Source organism: Paraniabella hibiscisoli (assembly GCF_022512515.1).
In the GTDB taxonomy this organism is placed as follows: domain Bacteria; phylum Bacteroidota; class Bacteroidia; order Chitinophagales; family Chitinophagaceae; genus Niabella; species Niabella hibiscisoli.
Genome location: NZ_JAKWBK010000001.1, coordinates 2545860 through 2561987, shown reverse-complemented (window position 1 = coordinate 2561987; position 16128 = coordinate 2545860). Strand labels below are relative to the sequence as shown.

At 42.4% G+C, this 16128-nt stretch carries 21 protein-coding genes; 13 read left to right on the top strand and 8 right to left on the bottom strand.

Features of this window, described 5'->3' with window-relative positions:
- Window positions 1–61: 61 nt before the first annotated feature.
- From MKP07_RS16195 to MKP07_RS16175, 5 genes are all read left to right on the top strand, one after another.
- On the top strand, window positions 62–607 hold the full coding sequence (locus MKP07_RS16195; RefSeq protein WP_240848108.1) for an RNA polymerase sigma factor: 546 nt from the start codon (window positions 62–64) through the stop codon (window positions 605–607).
- Window positions 604–1416: an anti-sigma factor gene (locus tag MKP07_RS16190; RefSeq protein ID WP_240848107.1), complete on the top strand. Its 813-nt coding sequence runs from the start codon at window positions 604–606 to the stop codon at window positions 1414–1416. Before MKP07_RS16195 ends, MKP07_RS16190 begins: the two co-directional genes overlap by 4 nt.
- Before the next feature lie 395 nt (window positions 1417–1811).
- Window positions 1812–2543 (top strand): ferritin-like domain-containing protein, encoded by a 732-nt coding sequence (locus MKP07_RS16185; protein ID WP_240848106.1) that lies wholly within the window; start codon window positions 1812–1814, stop codon window positions 2541–2543.
- A gap of 18 nt (window positions 2544–2561) precedes the next feature.
- Window positions 2562–3470: a ferritin-like domain-containing protein gene (locus MKP07_RS16180; RefSeq protein ID WP_240848105.1), complete on the top strand. Its 909-nt coding sequence runs from the start codon at window positions 2562–2564 to the stop codon at window positions 3468–3470.
- Window positions 3471–3508: 38 nt separating this feature from the next.
- Window positions 3509–3907 (top strand): hypothetical protein, encoded by a 399-nt coding sequence (locus MKP07_RS16175; RefSeq protein ID WP_240848104.1) that lies wholly within the window; start codon window positions 3509–3511, stop codon window positions 3905–3907.
- A 62-nt stretch (window positions 3908–3969) separates the two neighbouring features.
- Here MKP07_RS16175 and MKP07_RS16170 read toward each other — a convergent pair whose 3' ends face one another.
- Window positions 3970–4350 carry a hypothetical protein gene (locus MKP07_RS16170; RefSeq protein ID WP_240848103.1) on the bottom strand — a complete coding sequence of 127 codons (381 nt, stop codon included), beginning with the start codon at window positions 4348–4350 and terminating at the stop codon, window positions 3970–3972.
- Between the two features lie 225 nt (window positions 4351–4575).
- Here MKP07_RS16170 and dnaX point away from each other — a divergent pair, with 225 nt between their 5' ends.
- The gene (gene dnaX, locus MKP07_RS16165) at window positions 4576–5733 is read left to right on the top strand and encodes a DNA polymerase III subunit gamma/tau (protein WP_240848102.1); all 1158 of its coding nucleotides are present in this window, start codon (window positions 4576–4578) and stop codon (window positions 5731–5733) included.
- A gap of 24 nt (window positions 5734–5757) precedes the next feature.
- On the opposite strand, the gene MKP07_RS16160 is transcribed toward dnaX, so the two are convergent.
- Complete coding sequence (locus tag MKP07_RS16160; protein WP_240848101.1) at window positions 5758–6057, bottom strand: hypothetical protein; 300 nt, start codon at window positions 6055–6057, stop codon at window positions 5758–5760.
- A gap of 634 nt (window positions 6058–6691) precedes the next feature.
- Between MKP07_RS16160 and MKP07_RS43800 the strand changes: the two genes are divergently transcribed.
- From MKP07_RS43800 to MKP07_RS16140, 4 genes are all read left to right on the top strand, one after another.
- The gene (locus MKP07_RS43800; protein ID WP_240848100.1) at window positions 6692–6796 is read left to right on the top strand and encodes a biotin/lipoyl-containing protein; all 105 of its coding nucleotides are present in this window, start codon (window positions 6692–6694) and stop codon (window positions 6794–6796) included.
- A gap of 17 nt (window positions 6797–6813) precedes the next feature.
- Complete coding sequence (locus MKP07_RS43795; RefSeq protein ID WP_240848099.1) at window positions 6814–7200, top strand: lipoyl domain-containing protein; 387 nt, start codon at window positions 6814–6816, stop codon at window positions 7198–7200.
- A complete protein-coding gene (locus MKP07_RS16145) occupies window positions 7128–8270 on the top strand; it encodes a dihydrolipoamide acetyltransferase family protein (protein ID WP_240848098.1) in 1143 nt (380 codons plus the stop codon). Before MKP07_RS43795 ends, MKP07_RS16145 begins: the two co-directional genes overlap by 73 nt.
- 138 nt (window positions 8271–8408) lie before the next feature.
- Entirely contained in the window at window positions 8409–8774 is a 366-nt protein-coding gene (locus MKP07_RS16140; RefSeq protein WP_240848097.1) for a CoA-binding protein, read from the top strand.
- A gap of 40 nt (window positions 8775–8814) precedes the next feature.
- Here the strand turns inward: MKP07_RS16140 and MKP07_RS16135 are convergent, their stop codons facing one another.
- The 6 genes from MKP07_RS16135 to MKP07_RS16110 all read right to left on the bottom strand — a co-directional run bounded on the left by MKP07_RS16135 (window position 8815) and on the right by MKP07_RS16110 (window position 13139).
- Entirely contained in the window at window positions 8815–9300 is a 486-nt protein-coding gene (locus tag MKP07_RS16135) for an META domain-containing protein (protein WP_240848096.1), read from the bottom strand.
- Window positions 9301–9346: 46 nt separating this feature from the next.
- Entirely contained in the window at window positions 9347–10480 is a 1134-nt protein-coding gene (locus MKP07_RS16130; RefSeq protein ID WP_240848095.1) for an NAD(P)/FAD-dependent oxidoreductase, read from the bottom strand.
- Between the two features lie 130 nt (window positions 10481–10610).
- A complete protein-coding gene (locus MKP07_RS16125; RefSeq protein ID WP_240848094.1) occupies window positions 10611–11159 on the bottom strand; it encodes a methyltransferase domain-containing protein in 549 nt (182 codons plus the stop codon).
- Window positions 11152–11370 carry a hypothetical protein gene (locus MKP07_RS16120; protein ID WP_240848093.1) on the bottom strand — a complete coding sequence of 73 codons (219 nt, stop codon included), beginning with the start codon at window positions 11368–11370 and terminating at the stop codon, window positions 11152–11154. The genes MKP07_RS16125 and MKP07_RS16120 overlap by 8 nt, the downstream gene beginning before the upstream one ends.
- Window positions 11358–12320: a type III polyketide synthase gene (locus MKP07_RS16115; RefSeq protein ID WP_240848092.1), complete on the bottom strand. Its 963-nt coding sequence runs from the start codon at window positions 12318–12320 to the stop codon at window positions 11358–11360. The genes MKP07_RS16120 and MKP07_RS16115 overlap by 13 nt, the downstream gene beginning before the upstream one ends.
- A 9-nt stretch (window positions 12321–12329) precedes the next feature.
- Window positions 12330–13139 carry a UbiA family prenyltransferase gene (locus tag MKP07_RS16110; RefSeq protein ID WP_240850887.1) on the bottom strand — a complete coding sequence of 270 codons (810 nt, stop codon included), beginning with the start codon at window positions 13137–13139 and terminating at the stop codon, window positions 12330–12332.
- A 134-nt stretch (window positions 13140–13273) separates the two neighbouring features.
- Between MKP07_RS16110 and MKP07_RS16105 the strand changes: the two genes are divergently transcribed.
- The 3 genes from MKP07_RS16105 to MKP07_RS16095 all read left to right on the top strand — a co-directional run bounded on the left by MKP07_RS16105 (window position 13274) and on the right by MKP07_RS16095 (window position 16093).
- Complete coding sequence (locus MKP07_RS16105) at window positions 13274–13813, top strand: YceI family protein (RefSeq protein WP_240848091.1); 540 nt, start codon at window positions 13274–13276, stop codon at window positions 13811–13813.
- 121 nt (window positions 13814–13934) lie between these two features.
- Window positions 13935–14495 (top strand): Uma2 family endonuclease, encoded by a 561-nt coding sequence (locus MKP07_RS16100; protein WP_240848090.1) that lies wholly within the window; start codon window positions 13935–13937, stop codon window positions 14493–14495.
- A 50-nt stretch (window positions 14496–14545) separates the two neighbouring features.
- Window positions 14546–16093 (top strand): YifB family Mg chelatase-like AAA ATPase, encoded by a 1548-nt coding sequence (locus tag MKP07_RS16095; protein WP_240848089.1) that lies wholly within the window; start codon window positions 14546–14548, stop codon window positions 16091–16093.
- Window positions 16094–16128: the final 35 nt, after the last annotated feature.

Sequence of the window (16128 nt, the reverse complement as noted above, 5' to 3'; positions counted from 1 at the left end):
AAATTATAAAACCGTATTGGTATAATTTTCGTATCTCTGGTACTGATGTGAAATTCCTCTATTGAAAGCCATACAAAAATATACGGAACAGGAGTTGGTTGCGTTATTAAAACAACGTGATGCAAATGCGTTTAGTTATCTATACGATAACTATGCAGGCGCGTTAAACAGTATAGTACGCACTTTCATCCCAGACGAGCAATTAGCGGATAGCGTTTTGCAGGATAGTTTCGTAAAAATATGGAACCAGGCCAGTACTTTTGACAGTATAAAAGGCCGGCTTTTTACCTGGATGTCATCGATAGTACGTAATACCGCGATAGATACTTTAAGAAGCAAAGACTGGAAAAACTCCCGTCAAAATGTTGAACTGACAGACAGAAACAACGAAATAGCTGCTGACAACTTATTTAATATTGATGCTATCGGCCTTAGAAAAGTTGTTAACAATTTAAGAGAGGAGTATAAAACCGTGGTAGAAATGTGCTACTTCGATGGGTTTACACAAAGCGATATTGCCGAAACAACCGGCATACCTTTAGGAACCGTAAAAACCAGGTTACGAAAAGCTTTAATTGAATTAAGAAGCAGGATTAGTAATACATGAACATAAAGGAGTACATACAAAGTGGCATAATCGAAAGTTATGTGTTGGGCCTGGCAGAAGCTGATGAAAGAGCCGAGCTGGAACAACTTCGTATGCAGCACCCTGAGATCGAAGCAGCCATACTGGCATTCGAGCAGGAGCTGGAGCAATCTGCTGTTCACAATGCCGTACCTGTAAATCCGGGCATTAAAGCCAACCTGTTCGATCAGTTGGGTTTAAAGCCAGATGAAGAATATATAAAAACGCCTGAATACCCCGAAGTAAGGCCACTTGAAAGTGCCGGGAAAACGCCATTTATCAAATACCTGGCAGCAGCCTCGGTGATCCTTTTCGTAATAAGTGCCGCATTTAATATTTATACCTATTCCAAATACAAAAACCTGGAGGCTGAAAACCGCCAATTAGCTTTGCAGCGGGACCAGCTATATGCGAATAACACCACCATTCAAACAAAGCTGAATGAGTTGGATCAAAATATGCAACTGATAACGGGCCCGAACATGTTGAAGGTTGCCCTGAGCGGTGTAGCAGGCAAGGAATCCAGCAATGCTGTTGTATATTGGAACAAAACCAACAAAGACGTTTACCTGGTTGCCAAAGCCCTGCCAAAGGCACCTAAAGGCAAGCAATACCAGCTTTGGGCTCTAATGGACGGGCAGCCTATTGATGCGGGCGTATTAGGAGATTGCAATACTGTTTGCAAATTGAAAAATATACAAAACGCCCAGGCATTTGCTATTACCCTCGAAAATGAAGGTGGAAGTCCTACTCCTAACCTGGAGCAATTATTTGTAATGGGCAAAATTTAATTTACCCAAATCCGTTTTCTTTTATTTTCCGTAGATAATATTGTCATGGTTTGAATGACATATCAGTATTGGGGCTGCAGGTTTGGGCAGCCCCTTTTCATTGACGTTTCGCCCTTCTCCCTGTTATAAAAACAGCCCTGACTTTACTACAACACCTGCATAACGGGAAAAACCAATACTGTGTTTTTCCCATTCATCATTATGTTATTCATCACTCAGCATTGCCACATTCACTACTCACTATCCATCATTCACTGGTTACTATTCACCGCTCAACTCATCACCCCTCGTTTATTTTTCTTAAAAAAAGAATCCACATTGAATCACCTCTCGTATGTATTAATGAAAGGGCACCTGTAAGTACCCAACCATTCTCCAATAAAAAATCAAATATTATGAAATCAGAACAAGACAACCTTTCTACTTCTGGCACACGCACCGTCAAAGAAGGTTATAACAGAAGAAAATTTCTTTCTGCATTAGGCCTGGGAACTGCGGGCGCCGCTTTACTTACCTCCTGCGGCCATAATGATTTCTACGACGAGTTCAGAAATAATAATAATAACAAAGGGACAACCATCGACTTCAAGGATGATATAGGCATATTAAACTATGCCTATGCGTTAGAGCAACTGGAAGCAGCCTTCTATACCGAAGTAGTGGCCAAATCATCTGCTGTTTTTAGCGCCTCTCAAAACGCATTTTTGAATGATATAAAATTGCATGAGATCGCACATCGCGAATTTTTCAAAAAAGCGCTGGGCAGTAATGCCATCGGAAGCCTTGAAGTTGACTTCTCTTCAGTAAATTTCACCAGTAAAGACAGCGTGCTGGCTACAGCAAAAGCATTTGAAGACCTGGGAGTAGCTGCTTACAACGGCGCCGGCTACAAAATCACTACAGAAGCCTATCTCGTAATTGCCGGGCAGATCGTCTCCGTAGAAGCAAGACATGCAGCCTGGATCAGAGACCAGATATCCAACGGCTCTTTTTCTGACCTGAACAGCCTCACCGCACTGGGAGCCGACAACTCCAAAGGCCTTGACGCAGCCCTCCCACCCAGCAAAGTGCTTCCCATTGCAGCTACTTTTATCAAAACCAAGATCGACGTAAAAAATGCTTTTTAACCTTAAAACCTTCCAATCATGAATATCCTCAATATATTAAGCGAAATAGAAAAAGTAGATGAAGATATCTACGACAGGCTGAGTCCACGCAGACGTGTGATGCAAGACTTTTATAACGTTGGACGAAAAATTTCAATGGCGGCATTACCTCTTGCCTTAAGCTCTATGTTTACTAAGGCTTATGGACAGTCTGGCACCAGGACTGTCAATGATGTGCTGAATTTTGCCTTAACGCTGGAGTACCTGGAATACCATTTTTACAACCATACTGTTGTGGGCAAGGATCCTGCTTCTTCTGTTAAAGACGTAACCTTTAACTTCCCCAGCACTGCGGCATTGCAAGCTATTACCACCATACGCGACCATGAAAAAGCCCATGTGGATTTCTTAAAGGCTGTATTGGGTTCTGCAGCGCGCCCCGAGCTGGCTTATACTAATTTTGATTTCAGAGCCGGAGGAACTTATAACGCAGATAACAGCTATGCCTCAGGAGGAACGTTTGGCGATGTGTATACCAATTATGCAACATTCCTTAAAGTAGCTACTGCATTCGAAGACACCGGCGTACGAGCGTATAAAGGTCAGGCAGGCTTTCTTAAAGGCAACCAGGTAGTATTAACTGCCGCGCTGCAAATACACGCGGTAGAAGCACGCCATGCATCGCATCTGCGCCAGATGGCAGCGGCAGCAGGCCTTACCATTAAACCATGGATTACTTATACAGCTAATGGCAATGACACGGGTGTAGCTCCTGCAGATGCAGTTTATGCGGGCGAGCAAAATACCACTCAGGCCACTATCCCGATTACTAATATTGCAACCGGCGTTACACAGGCCGCGGCCGCCGAAAGTTTTGACGAAGCGCTTGCAACCGCCAACGTAGTTACTATAGCCAATTTATTCCTTAAGCCTGCTTTTAGATTATAGTAAACAGGATTCAACATTTAATTTTTAAAGACAATACAATGAAAAAAATACTTTTAGCATTCACTATTTTCGGCGGCGTTGTTACAAGCGTTCAAGCCTCTGACATTCTCACAAACCCTGTATCCTACGAAGTAGCTGCAGATTGGGTTAAATCGAAAACGCAAACCTGGGCAGGATCCATTGAAGGTAAAACCTATTGGTACAAACTGGACAAATCTGCCAAACTATGGTGGAGTACTGACGGAAATAAATGGGCCGAAGTTGAGAGCCAAAGCTGGACGGATAAGGAAGGCAAGTGGTTAAAAATAAATGAAGGCAAATTAGTTTGGAGCGCAGACGGAACCAAATGGAGTGAAGTACCTGAATGGAAATGGGAAGGAAGTGATGGTAAGTGGTACAAGTTCGATAAAAAGTGGACGCTTTGGACCAATAAGTAGGATCTGTGTTATAGCAAAAAGCCCGCGAATCGCGGGCTTTTCTTTAATTAGATTTTAAATAACTACCTGTTACAATCAGCTGTCCATACATTACCATTTTTGGTAACAGCGATCTTGAGATTTGCATTATTTACATTGATCAATCCTGCCAGTTCCCCGGTACTCACCCAGGTATTATCGCCACTCTGCCTGAATTCTACATTGTTAATATCAGGAATACCATCAGAAAATTTAAAACTGTAAGTAGTTGCAGACCCATCTTTTACTACCGTAACCGAGCCATTGCTATTATTAACATCGTTACCGGCACCATCATAAGTCACCTTTCCCTTATAGGTTCCTACAAAAAAACGGTTATCAGCAGGATCATCGTCCTTGCTACAAGCTGTAAATACAAAAGATGCAAAAAGCACCACACCTAACATTTTCAAAATTGATTTCATAAGATTGGGATTTGATTAAAAAAATTAAATTCGTCTTTGGTTAAACAAACCCCATACCAAGCCTGATGGTTATTTGTTAAAGCGATACGGCTTTTTATTTAACCAACTTATTTCCAGGACATTAGAAGCGTACAAAATTTCCTTTCTTTTATCAGAATATAACTGAACACCAATTTTCCACATCATGAATATGGCTCCAACAAATCAGGTTGTAATACGTTACTTTTGTCGGGAGGAGTAATCATGGATAAATTTATCGTTTCAGCACGCAAGTACAGGCCACAGCTTTTCGATACCGTTGTAGGCCAGGGGCATATCACCACTACATTAAAGAATGCTATTAAGCAAAACCAGCTGGCACATGCCTTTTTGTTTTGCGGTCCGCGTGGTGTGGGTAAAACTACCTGCGCCCGTATCCTGGCAAAAACGATCAACTGCGAAAACGCTACTCCCGATGGAGAAGCCTGTAACGAATGTAGTTCTTGCGTTTCTTTTAATCATGGCAGTTCGCTGAATATCCATGAATTGGATGCTGCCAGCAACAACTCAGTAGATGATATCCGCACATTGGTAGACCAGGTACGGTTTGCACCGCAGGCTGGTCAATACAAGGTATATATTATAGATGAGGTACATATGTTGAGCTCAGCGGCATTTAATGCTTTTCTTAAAACGCTGGAAGAACCTCCCTCCTATGCCATTTTTATATTAGCCACCACAGAAAAACATAAAATACTTCCTACTATATTAAGCCGTTGCCAGATATTCGACTTTAAGCGTATCACCACCAACGACACAGTAGAGCATCTGGAAGGCATTTGCAGTAAAGAAGGGGTTCACGCAGATAAGGCATCATTGCAGCTTATTGCCCAGAAAAGTGAAGGCTGTATGCGCGATGCTTTGAGTATCATGGACAAAATAGTGAGCTTCAGCAATGGGGAAGTGAGCTATAACAGTACCCTGGAACACCTGAATATACTGGATGAGGACTATTATTTCCGGTTGATGGATTATATGCAGCAGCAAGACCTGGCGAGCGCCATGCTTTTGTTTGACGATATTAACCGTAAAGGCTTTGAAGGCGACCTGGTATTGAATGGAATGGCGGCTTTTATCCGCAACCTGTTGGTTAGTAAAGATGAAAAAGTAGTGGCATTACTGGATACAGTAGAAAGTTTCAGGGAAAAGTACCTCAATGCAGCTAAACAAATCCCTACACCGCTGCTTATTAGCGCACTTAATATTTTAAACGAATCGGAGATCAACTATCGATCGGCCCGTAATAAAAGGTTACATGTAGAGTTAACCCTGATAAAACTCTGCTACCTGCAACAGGCAATGCAACTCTCACTGGATGAAAATTCAGTATCAAAAAAAAACTAGTTGAGTCAAAAGGCGCATTAGCCTTCAGGCAAATACAACCGATACTTTTAAAGGAAAGAGCCAAAACACAGCAAGCTGCACCACCGCAGCAAAGTTGATTATTGCGGATGAACCTGTTGTATTGCCGCAGCAATCTCCATCTACGCCAATGGTAACACCCAAGGCACCTGCAGGCAGTTCGGGCTTAACATCGACCCCGCCGGCAGGAAAAAGCTCAGCAGCCTGGAAAAGCTCAGAAAGCAGTTTAAGGAAATAGCTCCCGAGAAGGAAGACCAGCCACTGCAGGAGGCCACTCTTATTGAAGCCTGGCAGAAATTTACACAATTATTAAGAGACAATCGTAACCCGGCGGCTCAAAGCTTCTCGCTGGCTACCGTTGAGATCCTCGATGCCAACTCCTTTAACGTATACACTTCCAATCCGCTGGAAAACCGGTTTGTAGAAATTACTAAAAATGAGGCGGCTGAGTTTTTAAAGCTGGAATTACAGAATACCCAATTACAGCTCTTTAACCTCATTGATGCTAACCGGCAGCCGCACCTCAGGAAGTGATAGAACGACCTTTGTCTGTTGTAGAACAATACCAGAAAATGATCACTAAATATCCTCTGGTACAACAATTAAAGGAAAAGCTTAAGCTGGAACTGGGTCGTTAGAAAATCTTTTATCTTTTAGGCGGTTTGAGCTTATTCCGGAGGTATTATACTACAAAAATGACCTGAGTGCCGGTAATTTTTTGCCGCCATCCTGTGTTTTTTTACTATTATCTCAATAAATTGTCTAATCTGCGGTTGAAGACATTTCACTATTGCCCATTCACCATAATTCACTAATTTCGGGCGAAATATTTTATATACATGGCTGAGAAAATTTTAATGCCCCGATTGAGCGATACAATGACTGAAGGGGTGATTGCTGCCTGGCATAAAAAAGTAGGCGATAATGTAAAAAAGGTGATTTGCTGGCTGAAATTGAAACCGATAAAGCCACGATGGAGTTAGAAAGCTATAAAGATGGAACCGTTTTTACCTGGGTGCAGAAAATGGTGGAAAACTGCAGGTAGACGACCTGATGGTAATTGTGGGAGAGGCAGGTGAAGATATTTCGGGCCTTGTAAACGGGAAAGCCGGTGAGAGTGCCCAACCCAAAGAAGAAAAATCATCAGGTACTCCTTCGGAAAAGGATGAACCGGTTAAAGAAGAAGCTAAAACTGCAGAAAAAGCAGCGGCTCCTTCGGGATCAACAATAGATATATCCAAATTGGATGAGGTGGTATTAATGCCTCGTCTGAGCGATACCATGACTGAAGGCGTTATTGCTAGCTGGGCCAAAAATATTGGCGATGATGTAAAAAAGGGGATTTACTGGCTGAAATCGAGACCGATAAAGCTACCATGGAGCTGGAAAGCTATAAAAATGGTAAACTATTATACCAGGGCGCAAAAGCCGGCGATAAAATACAGGTGAATGACCTGCTTTGCATTATTGGTGAGGAAGGAAAAGTAAACGTAGATGAGATTATTGCAGCAGTGAAAGGTGGTGGCTCAGCGCCGGTTCCTAAAGCTGAAGCTAAAGAAGAAGCCACAGCTGAAACGAAAGAAACAGCTACTGAAACATCAGCAGCTCCCGAAGCTTCCACCACGGGCGAGAACGGCCGCATCAAGGCTTCTCCGTTAGCTAAAAAGCTGGCTGCAGAAAAAGGTATTGACCTGGGAACTGTACAAGGTTCGGGAGACGGTGGAAGAATTACCAAATCGGATATCGACAACTATAAACCTGCTGCGTCCAAGCCAGCTGCTCAGGATACAGCTGCCAGCCAGGCACCTGCTGCTACAGGTTCTGCAATTACAGGGCAGGTTTCTTTCGAAGATGTTCCGGTTTCTCAAATGAGAAAAACCATCGCAAAACGCCTTTCTGAAGTGAAGTTTTCGGCTCCCGAAATCTACCTGACCATGGAAATCAACATGGATAAGGCAGTTGCAAGCCGTGCACAAATCAACGAAGTATCTCCTAATAAAATATCATTTAACGACCTGGTACTGAAGGCTGCGGCACTTTCTTTAAAACAGCACCCGGCTATCAATAGCAGCTGGCAGGGCGAAACCATTCGTGTTAATCATCATGTAGATATTGGCGTTGCAGTAGCAGTGGACCAGGGTTTATTGGTTCCGGTAGTTCGTTTTGCAGATACCAAATCATTATCGCAGATTGCAGGTGAGGTTAAAGACCTTGCGGGACGTGCCAAAGCAAAGAAACTGGCTCCGGCAGAGTGGGAAGGCAATACCTTCACGATCTCTAACCTGGGTATGTTTGGTATTGAAGAATTTACTGCTATTATCAATCCTCCTGCATCCTGCATTCTTGCAGTAGGCGCCATTAACCAGGTTCCTGTTGTTAGAAACGGACAGATCACCGTTGGTAATATCATGAAAGTTACCCTTACCTGCGACCACCGCGTAGCGGATGGCGCTGTTGGAGCTGCTTTCCTTCAAACATTAAAAAGCTTCCTGGAAGAACCTTTGCGTATGCTGGTTTAACCATAGGTTGAAACTTTATATAAGCCACAGTGTTATTATTACATTGTGGCTTTTTTGTTGTACAACAACTAAGTCCAATGGCATCAATATTGTACAGTTCATCAGCGAAATAGTATCTACCCCATTTAATACCAGGATATGGCAAATAAAAAAACATTGGTTTTAGGCGCATCAGAAAACAGTTCCCGCTACGGCAATATGGCTTTAAAAAGATTAAGGGCCAATGGTCACGATGTAGTAGCTATCGGCCGACGCGAAGGGCAGGTTGGCGATGTAGTCATTCATAAATCAAAGCCGGATGAAAAAGGAATTGATACTGTAACCATGTATATGAATGAGCAGAACCAGAAAGAATATGAAGACTACATATTATCACTCCATCCCAAACGGATCATTTTTAATCCGGGAGCAGAAAATGATACATTAGCACATAAAGCTAAAGAGCAGGGCGTGCAAACAATAGAAGCCTGTACGCTGGTAATGTTGAGCACAGGGCAATATTAATGATGGATGAGTTTATAAATAATGAATGAAAGAAAAATGACTATTGGCTTCGCTCGCAGGTGAATACAATATTACTGATTCCATCTCTCAAATAGAGCTTGTTACCTTCCAATGTAAAGGCGCTAACCCTTGTTTGCAGGAGATCTATAAAGATCGTTTCCTGTTCCAGTTTGTCGCAGGCCATCTTGGTAGCCCCTATATTCTGAAAACGTATACTATACCCGTTTAACTGAATTGTTCCAAAAATGGAATTGCAGGGAGCTTTCCCGGAAAATTTGGTATCGGAGGCATTAAATTGCAACGTTACGCCGGAAAGCATTTCCAGGTCAGCCTTCTGCTGACGGCGCATGGAAACTACACTCCAGGTACCCGCTAATTCATTCTGAAAAGATTTGGCATCGGCGTTAGGAATGATCACATTGCCGGATTCACCGCTATTATTTACAGATGTTTTTTGTGGACTGCTACAAGCTATAACAATTACCATCGCGAATAGCAAAACATATAAAAAATAATGTCGCTTCATAAAGAAATGGTTTGGTTATAGAAATCCAAACCCATGCCAAATAAGGTTAGAAAGGCCTTCCATGTGTGGCTCTAATCATTCGTGCAGTAAGCCATGGCAGGTATTTGAGTATATTAATAAATAAATCCGTTTGCCACTCTTTGCCAAAATTAGCCTGGATGATACGCCCCATACGCAGGCGTGCTGAAAATTCACTGTTCCATGCTTTTTCATATAAACCCAACATATTTTCAAAGGAAGTTCGTTGCTGCAAAAAGTCATCAGCCAAAGCCGTAAAAATCTTCCCGCCGTGCATGGCCATGCTCATACCATTGCCACACAAAGGAGTAATCATGCCACAGGCATCACCCGCGAGAGGTGTATTATTATAAACGATTTCCTTTCGATTAAATGAAACCTGCGAAATAGTAACCGGTGATGAAAGAATAAACTCACTTTGCTTAAATATTCTCCGCAAATGAGCGTTTTGGAATAAAACTTTCTGCTCCATTTCTTTAATTCCTCCGGCCGACTGTAAATTAAAGGCAGTGGTAAGATAACAAAGACAATATTGATCCCCTTCTATTTTTGATATGCCACAATAGCCATCTTTAAAATTATGAAGCGCAATAGTGTCGCCAGGAAAATCTGCTTTAATATGATACTTTACACCAATATAATTATTGAGCGCATTAGGCTTTTGTGTAACAAACTTTCTATGCCACTTTATATCTATATTGCTCCGCTTTCCAAAGCTCCCCAGCACAAGCTTTACTTTAAAAGAGTCATTTCCCGTGTATAGTTCAAAACTCTCATTATCACGAAATAGCTGATCGATTTTGCGGCCATCGAAAACGGCTACTCCCACCCTTTTTGCCTCCTCAAATAAGAGGTTATCCAGCCAATACCTGCTGATGCCAAAACCACCCAGGTCCAGCTTTGTTTTTAAAAGTGTCCCATTGGGTGCGCTTACTTCCAGCTTATTGATCATGGGCAATTGCAAGGCCGGTAAGTCGATACCACAGCTTTGCAAATAATTCCAGCTTTCTTTACTGATATACTCTCCGCAAACCCGGTGAAAAGGATACTTATTCTTTTCCCACAATGCCACTGTATATCCTTTGCGCCTCAGTTGTATGGCAGTTGTCAATCCGGCTAATCCGCCACCCACAATCCCTATATCATAATCAAAGCCATTCATTTTTTATACAGAATTAAATGCCTGAATGCCCATTGCCAGCTCACTTGTGCGTCAATCTCTGCCTGCTGCAACAGTCCTTGCCATTCATCTTTTTTAAACCCTCTTAGTACAGAAAGAGGCGCATCATTCTTCACAAGATATGACCGCGAAAAAGTTTTGTCAATCCTTTAATGCTCCACCAGGCCAAAGGATGCCGGTGCAGATCATTAATAAAGAAACCAGTGATACAATGTCGCTCCATCCATTGTAGCATGCCAACCAGTTCTTCATTTGTAAAATGATGGCAGAATAAAGAGTTGAACAATATATCCGGAAGAACCTTGCAGGTTTGATAATCGCTGCAAATAAACTCAATTCCCAAATGACCGTATTGCTCTTTAGCAAATCCGATGCAATGTGCATTGATATCAACACCAATTAGCGTTACTCTAATACCCGCTTTCTTACACCACTCATGAATTACAAACAGGTTATCGCCACCGCCACATCCTATTTCACAAACACTGATTTCCTTTCGGCTGCCCAATATTTTCCTGAAACCTTTTTGGGTAATAGCATGACCACCCAGGAGCGTATTAATGGTGTTAAGCTCGCGCATATTTTGCCTGATATCCTCAAAAGGGACGTCCGGATCATCCAGCAATTCCTTCTTACTACTTCTTGTAGAAAAATCAGGCATGAGATAAATGAAAGGTTTCTAATGTGAGACCCGGACCGAACGCCATTCCCACAATATTGTTAACAGAGGGATCTAATGCTGCATTTTTCAAAATCTTCTCCAGTACAAACAACACAGTGGGACTGCTCATATTTCCATATTCCCTCAATACGGCATAGCTCTCCTGCAATTGTTCTCTGGTAACAGCAGCACCACGTTCTATGGCTTCCAATATTTTTTACCGCCGGGGTGAACACACCAGCTATCAACTTCATCACCTTCTATTCCATAATATTGAAGCGCGTTATCCATAATGCTCCGGCATTTCTTTTCCAGAATTTCCGGCACTTTACTCGTCAGCGTCATTAAAAAACCATCTGCCGAAATCTTCCAGGCCATATCATCAATACCCTCAAAATTTATTTCGCTATAAAAGCCATGTAGCTCCCAGCCTTTCCTCACACTTGCTGAATTCTCTACTAATACAGCGGCTGCCCCATCTCCGAATATGATGGTGCTGGTTATATTGTCGATCGACTTATCTTTCTGAAAGTGCAGGGTACACAGTTCAACGCAAACCACCAGCACTTTAGCATCTGCCTCCTTCTCCGCAATATAATGCGCATGCTTTAGTCCATGAATAGCGGCATAGCATCCCATAAAGTTCACTGAAGTCCTGTATATATCCGGCTTTAGACTCAGTGCTTTTACAATACTAAGGTCAAGACCAGGTGCCTGCATACCGGTACAACTAACGGTGATCAGGTGTGTAATACCGGATGGCTCCATACCTTCTGGCAGGCACTTCCCAATCACATCTATAGCAAGATTGAGGGCTGCTTTGTCATATATTTTTAACCGTTCTTCGAGCGATGTAGTGGCCGATGTACCGGCTGCATTGGATACTATTTCACACCGTCCATTACCAGGGTTAAAATCCGGAACAGCGGCATAACGGGTTTCAATTCCGCTCGACTTATACATAAAACGTAACACCCTTGCCTCTTCTTCCGTATCAGCATGCATGGCGCGTACTACATCATATATCTGCATCTGGCTTTGCCGATACTCCGGGACTGCTGTTGCGATCGATGTTATCTTACTCATATTTGATTTCAAATAATGAGTGATGAGTAGTGAGTAGATAGTTTCTTTAAACTCAACCACACCCGCCTCAAACACTACTATAGTTTATCCTGCTTTGTTTATAATTAAAATGCTGATAAAGGCAATGCTACTGCAAACCGAGGCCACATAGTTCATCTTCATCAGGTTTTTGAAATTTGCGTTGCCCGGATCTTGCTGTACTTTTAGAAACCAACGGGTAAAATAAGCGCCAACCGGCAGCATCGCTATTCCGTAGGCAATCAATGCATACCACTGGTTTGCCCTTATAAAGTAAAGAGTTAGCAATAATAATGCTACAAAAAGAACAATACCGCAAAAAACAAATGTTCCTTTAATCCCCAGTTTATAACTCAAGGTTGTAACACCATCTTCCTTATCCTGCTGATGCTGGTATACCTGAGTTAGAGGATAAGTACCACCAATTAATAAAGAAGTAATAATAGCTGGCAACCACTCACCCTTCAAATCCAATGCATTATTTACGCTGCCGCTTACAATAAAATAAACGAGGGCGCCCTGGCAAATCATCACTGTAAGATATCCTGTAACAGGGTATTGCTTTAATCGTACGCCCCTGTAGCTGTACAACCTTGATGCAAGGATATAGATACCCACTCCTACCAGTACCATCGCTCCCAGAAAACAAGAAAGCATCAATGCCATCATATCCATTATTACACTTATATAGAACAGCTCTTTATGAACCGGTAGCGGATTTTCTATGCCACCGATACTACCGGTATCTTTATCCATATACGAATTATATCCGTTGCTGGATGGATATACCAAGAAATGAAGTAGGATAAAAATAAGGCAGGCCCTGTCCCAGTATATTGCCGAGGCCTGGCTTAAAGCAAACCAATAAACCGGCATCAGGAAGAGGGAAAAGCCAAACCGCAAATGTTGTATAGTGGACTTAACATGCAATTTTAAAACCAATGTTTAACCATTGTTCGAATTTGTATAATTTTACTCAAAATATTCAATTTTAGTTAAATTAAATTTTTATGTATAAAAAGACCTTTTTGTTTTTGTTTGCAGCGGTTATATCTGTTAGCTCCTTTGCACAAAATCTCACGCCTTCCGCAACAGATAGTAAAATTTCTTTTGTTATTAAAAATATGGGGGTAAATGTAGATGGCTCGGTAACTGGTCTCAAAGGCAAGATGAGCTTTGATCCCAAAAAACTATCGGCCAGCCAGTTTGATGTAACCGTTGATGCTAACACCATTAATACAGATAATAAGCGCAGAGACGATCACTTAAAGAAAGACGATTTCTTTGATGTAGAAAAATATCCTACGATTGGTATTAAAACAAGCAGCATACAAGCGAAGGGTAATAATGTGTATTTTGCCAAAGCAGTGCTTACCATGCACGGCGTGTCTAAAAATATTCAGTTCGATTTTGTTGCAACACCTGTGCAGGGCGGTTATAATTTCAAAGCAGAATTTAGCGTTGATCGCAAAGAGTATGGCATCGGCGGCAATAGTATGACCATGGGCGACAATGTAAAAGTAAACCTGGATGTAGTTGGAAAGAAATAGATTGGGGGATTATTTCAATAACTGAGCATTACTTCTTTTCGCCCATTCTCCGTGACTAGTCTCTAACCGTAGAGATGTTAAGTACACGGAGTTAAGTGCTGAAGTTACAATAATATCCTTCATGCCTGAAATGCAATTGGTAACACTCTTAGAATGGCAGGCTGAGGAAAGGCTGGAGCTTATCAAAGGACGCATTTTTAAAATGAGCCCGGCAACCAAACGTATCCATCAAAAAGCAAGCGTATTTATATTAAATCAATTGTTCAATTTTTTGCATGGTAAACAGTGCGATGTTTATAATGCTCCGTTTGATGTTCATCTTCCACGCAACTCAAAAGAAGACAAAGAAATCGTCACGGTTTTACAGCCAGATATATGTGTAGTGTACGGCCAGTCGAAATTGGATGACAAGGGCTGTTTAAGTGCTCCTGATATAGTGGTCGAAATTCTTTCACCTGGAAATAACCGGAAAGAACTACAGAACAAATACGAGGTTTACGAAGAAAGTGGTGTAAAGGAATACTGGATCATACACCCTGATGAGAAGACTTTTATGAAATATACTCTGGACGATGATGGGCATTATCAACCATCCCGCCTGCTTACTTTTGGTGATATAGTAACGACTCCTGTATTACCTGGTTTTACTATGGTGCTTGACGATGTTTTCAATTTAGATTAGATCCAACCCCACGTATAATTATTATAGCATTTAATTAGTATCTTCAATATATGTTAGTGAAGATCAATGGCAGCGCTGTATACGGCGTTGAAGCTATACCTATCACCATCGAAGTTAACTGGATGGCAAGCGGAAAAGACTCGACCCTTGTAGGGCTGCCTGATAGCGCCGTAAAAGAAAGCATGCAAAGGGTGGAAAGCACTATCAAGACCAACGGCTACGATATGCCACGCACCAAACTGGTGGTAAACCTGGCCCCTGCCGATATCAAAAAAAGTGGAACAGCTTTCGATCTCCCCATTGCCATCGGTATTTTATCAGCATCAGAACAAATAGAAAACATTGATGCGCTGTCGCGCTATGTGATCATGGGCGAGCTCAGCCTTGACGGAGAGATCAGGCCGATTAAAGGTTCATTACCTATTGCCATACAGGCACGCAAACAGGAGTTCAAAGGTTTAATTGTACCAAAAGCCAATGCCCGCGAAGCCGCAATGGTAAACAGCCTGAAAGTATATGGCGTTACCCATATAAAAGAAGTCATCGATTTTTTTGATAATGGAGAAACCGGCCTGGATGCGCTGGAAGTGAATACGAGAGACGAATTCTTTCATTCGCAGTATGATTTTGATCTGGACTTTGCCGATGTAAAAGGACAGGAAAACATCAAACGGGCACTGGAAATTGCGGCAGCAGGTGGACATAATGCGATACTGATTGGGCCTCCCGGCGCCGGTAAAACGATGTTAGCCAAACGGCTGCCTACCATCCTTCCGCCGCTCACTTTGCAGGAAGCATTGGAGACAACTAAAATACATTCCGTTGCTGGTAAGTTATCCGAAAATGCAACACTGATCTCTAAAAGACCTTTCCGTTCACCACATCATACCATTTCAGATGTGGCCTTAGTAGGCGGGGGTGGTAATCCGCAGCCTGGCGAAATATCCTTAGCGCATAATGGTGTTTTGTTTCTGGACGAGTTGCCCGAATTTAAAAGAACCGTACTGGAGGTAATGCGCCAGCCAATGGAAGAGCGCAGGGTTACCATTTCAAGGGCAAAGCTAACACTCGACTTCCCTGCAAGTTTTATGCTGATCGCATCCATGAATCCATGCCCCTGTGGTTTTTATAATCACCCTGAAAGGACCTGTACCTGCCCTCCCGGCGCTGTTCAAAAATATTTAAACAAAATATCCGGGCCACTTTTAGACCGTATCGACCTGCATGTAGAAGTAACGCCTGTACCTTTTAGCGAATTATCTACTATCAGGAAAGAGCAAAACTCCGAAACGATTCGCGATAGAGTGATCAAAGCCAGGGAGGTACAGGGAGAACGCTATAAGAACTATCCGGGTATTTATGCCAATGCTCAAATAACCAGTAAAATGCTGGCCGAGGTTTGTGCTATTGATAATGTGGGCCAACTATTATTAAAAGCCGCTATGGAAAAACTCAACCTTTCGGCGCGGGCTTACGATCGCATTTTAAAAGTATCGCGTACCATTGCCGATCTGGAAGGATCGGAAAAGATCAAACCCGAATACCTGGCTGAGGCTATCCAATACCGTAGTCTTGACCGGGAGGGATGGGCAGGATAATATATTTAAACTCATACAATACCAGCTTCATTTGC

Coding starts and splice junctions, on each gene's coding strand:
- MKP07_RS16180 (WP_240848105.1), top strand. CDS start 2,562: ATGAATATCCTCAATATATTAAGCGAAATAGAAAAAGTAGATGAAGAT.
- MKP07_RS16170 (WP_240848103.1), bottom strand. CDS start 4,350: ATGAAATCAATTTTGAAAATGTTAGGTGTGGTGCTTTTTGCATCTTTT.
- MKP07_RS16175 (WP_240848104.1), top strand. CDS start 3,509: ATGAAAAAAATACTTTTAGCATTCACTATTTTCGGCGGCGTTGTTACA.
- MKP07_RS16100 (WP_240848090.1), top strand. CDS start 13,935: ATGCCTGAAATGCAATTGGTAACACTCTTAGAATGGCAGGCTGAGGAA.
- MKP07_RS16135 (WP_240848096.1), bottom strand. CDS start 9,300: ATGAAGCGACATTATTTTTTATATGTTTTGCTATTCGCGATGGTAATT.
- MKP07_RS16140 (WP_240848097.1), top strand. CDS start 8,409: ATGGCAAATAAAAAAACATTGGTTTTAGGCGCATCAGAAAACAGTTCC.
- MKP07_RS16190 (WP_240848107.1), top strand. CDS start 604: ATGAACATAAAGGAGTACATACAAAGTGGCATAATCGAAAGTTATGTG.
- MKP07_RS16125 (WP_240848094.1), bottom strand. CDS start 11,159: ATGCCTGATTTTTCTACAAGAAGTAGTAAGAAGGAATTGCTGGATGAT.
- MKP07_RS16105 (WP_240848091.1), top strand. CDS start 13,274: ATGTATAAAAAGACCTTTTTGTTTTTGTTTGCAGCGGTTATATCTGTT.
- MKP07_RS16110 (WP_240850887.1), bottom strand. CDS start 13,139: ATGCCGGTTTATTGGTTTGCTTTAAGCCAGGCCTCGGCAATATACTGG.
- MKP07_RS16145 (WP_240848098.1), top strand. CDS start 7,128: ATGGAGCTGGAAAGCTATAAAAATGGTAAACTATTATACCAGGGCGCA.
- MKP07_RS16185 (WP_240848106.1), top strand. CDS start 1,812: ATGAAATCAGAACAAGACAACCTTTCTACTTCTGGCACACGCACCGTC.
- MKP07_RS16095 (WP_240848089.1), top strand. CDS start 14,546: ATGTTAGTGAAGATCAATGGCAGCGCTGTATACGGCGTTGAAGCTATA.
- MKP07_RS16130 (WP_240848095.1), bottom strand. CDS start 10,480: ATGAATGGCTTTGATTATGATATAGGGATTGTGGGTGGCGGATTAGCC.